The sequence below is a fragment of the Amycolatopsis circi genome, from assembly GCF_003385235.1.
Taxonomy (GTDB): Bacteria; Actinomycetota; Actinomycetes; order Mycobacteriales; family Pseudonocardiaceae; genus Amycolatopsis; species Amycolatopsis circi.
Genome location: NZ_PQIA01000302.1, coordinates 1 through 1,647, shown reverse-complemented (window position 1 = coordinate 1,647; position 1,647 = coordinate 1). Strand labels below are relative to the sequence as shown.

The window sequence follows — 1,647 nt, the reverse complement described above, 5'->3', positions numbered from 1 at the left end:
GACCTGGATCCACCGGTGTTTGTGGTGTTGTAGGCCGTGTCTGGACGCGCAGATGCCCTCTGGCCTGGGATGATTGTTCTTGCGAAGGAAAAATCAGTCCGAGGGAGAGGGCATCTGCTGGATGCGATCATTGCATAGTGCCGGGGCGGTGTCGGCGAGGTTCGACGATCCGAATCTGGTGTCGCACGCGGGGCTGGTGCCGGTGATGCGGCTGGCGCAGGATGCGGGGCTGGGCAGGCTGGCCGACGAGCTGCTGACGCTCGGGAGCACCGCGGGGTCCAATGCCGGTGCGAAGGTGTCGACGATCGTGGCCGGGATGGCGGCCGGGGCGGACTCGATCGACGATCTCGACGTGGTCCGTCACGGCGCGATGCCGAGGTTGTTCGCCGACGTGCGGGCGCCCTCGACGCTGGGCACGTTCCTGCGTGATTTCACCCTTGGTCACGTCGCCCAGCTGCAGAACGTCGCCATCGGGGCGTTGCGGAACCTGATCGCGCGGGCCCCGCTGCTGCCCGGGATCGACGGGCTGGCGTTCCTCGACATCGACTCGAAGATCACCCGGGTGTTCGGGGCGGGCAAAGACGGCGCCGCGGTCGGTTACACGAAGGTCCGGGGGCTGAATTTCCTCGCCGGGTGCCTGTCCTCGCCGATCAGCGCGCCGGTGATCACCGGGACGCGGCTGCGCGGCGGGCAGGCGCATTCCGCCCGGGCGGCGGTGTCGTTCGTGCGCGCCAACCTCGCCGCCGCCCGCGCCTGCGGCGCGGACGCGACGCTGGTGGTCCGGCTGGATTCCGGTTTCTACCACGGGGAAATCCTGTCCGCGATCACCGACGAAGGATCCCGGTTCTCCGTCACCGCACCGCAAAACCCCTCGGTGCGGGCCGCGATCGGCGGCATCGCCGAGAACGCGTGGCGGCGCATCAGCTACGCCAGACCGGTCTACGACCAGGACAGCCGGGCCTGGGTCCACGCCGCCGAGGTCGCGGAAATCCCCTACACCGCGTTCACCAACCCCACCCGCAACGGCCAGTTCGTCACCGCCCGCCTCGTCGTCCGCCGCGTCCGCGACACCACCCGCGACCCGACCGGCGACGCGACCGGGGAACTGTTCCCCGCCTACCGCTACCAGGCCGTGTTCACCAACACCGGGTTCGACACCGCCGCCGCCGAAACCCAGCACCGCGGCCGCGCCGGCGCCATCGAGCAGATCTTCGCCGACCTCAACGATTCCGCCCTCGCCCACTTCCCCTCCGGACGGTTCGCCGCCAACGCGGCCTGGCTCGCCCTCGCCGCACTCGCCCACAACCTCCTGCGCGCCGCCGGATCCCTCGCCAGCCGCTTCCACGCCAACGCCCGCACCGGCACCATCCGCCGCCACCTCATCGCCCTCGCCGCCCGACTCGCCCGCACCGCCCGCACCACCACCCTGCACCTGCCACAGAACTGGCCCCGGGCAGAGGCCTGCCTCGGCCTCTTCACCGCCACCCGCCGAAAACCCCGCACAACCTGACCCGCCCACCACCGACCGGAGAACCCACAGTGGACACGCTGGTGCGACGCCAGCCACACCAACGCGTCCACCCAACGGGCACCACCCGCACACCCACCACCAAGATCAACAAAAACTCAACTCGGTGGATCCAGGTC

General features: G+C 70.1%; 1 protein-coding gene. It reads left to right on the top strand.

The window, feature by feature from the left end; genetic code table 11:
- Positions 1-121 precede the first annotated feature (121 nt).
- On the top strand, positions 122-1,510 hold the full coding sequence (locus D0D37_RS46380; RefSeq protein ID WP_244223928.1) for an IS1380 family transposase: 1,389 nt from the start codon (positions 122-124) through the stop codon (positions 1,508-1,510).
- The last annotated feature ends 137 nt before the right edge of the window (positions 1,511-1,647 follow it).

Excerpts from the sequence above, each read along its gene's own strand:
- D0D37_RS46380 (WP_244223928.1), top strand. The coding sequence starts at position 122 with ATGCGATCATTGCATAGTGCCGGGGCGGTGTCGGCGAGGTTCGACGAT.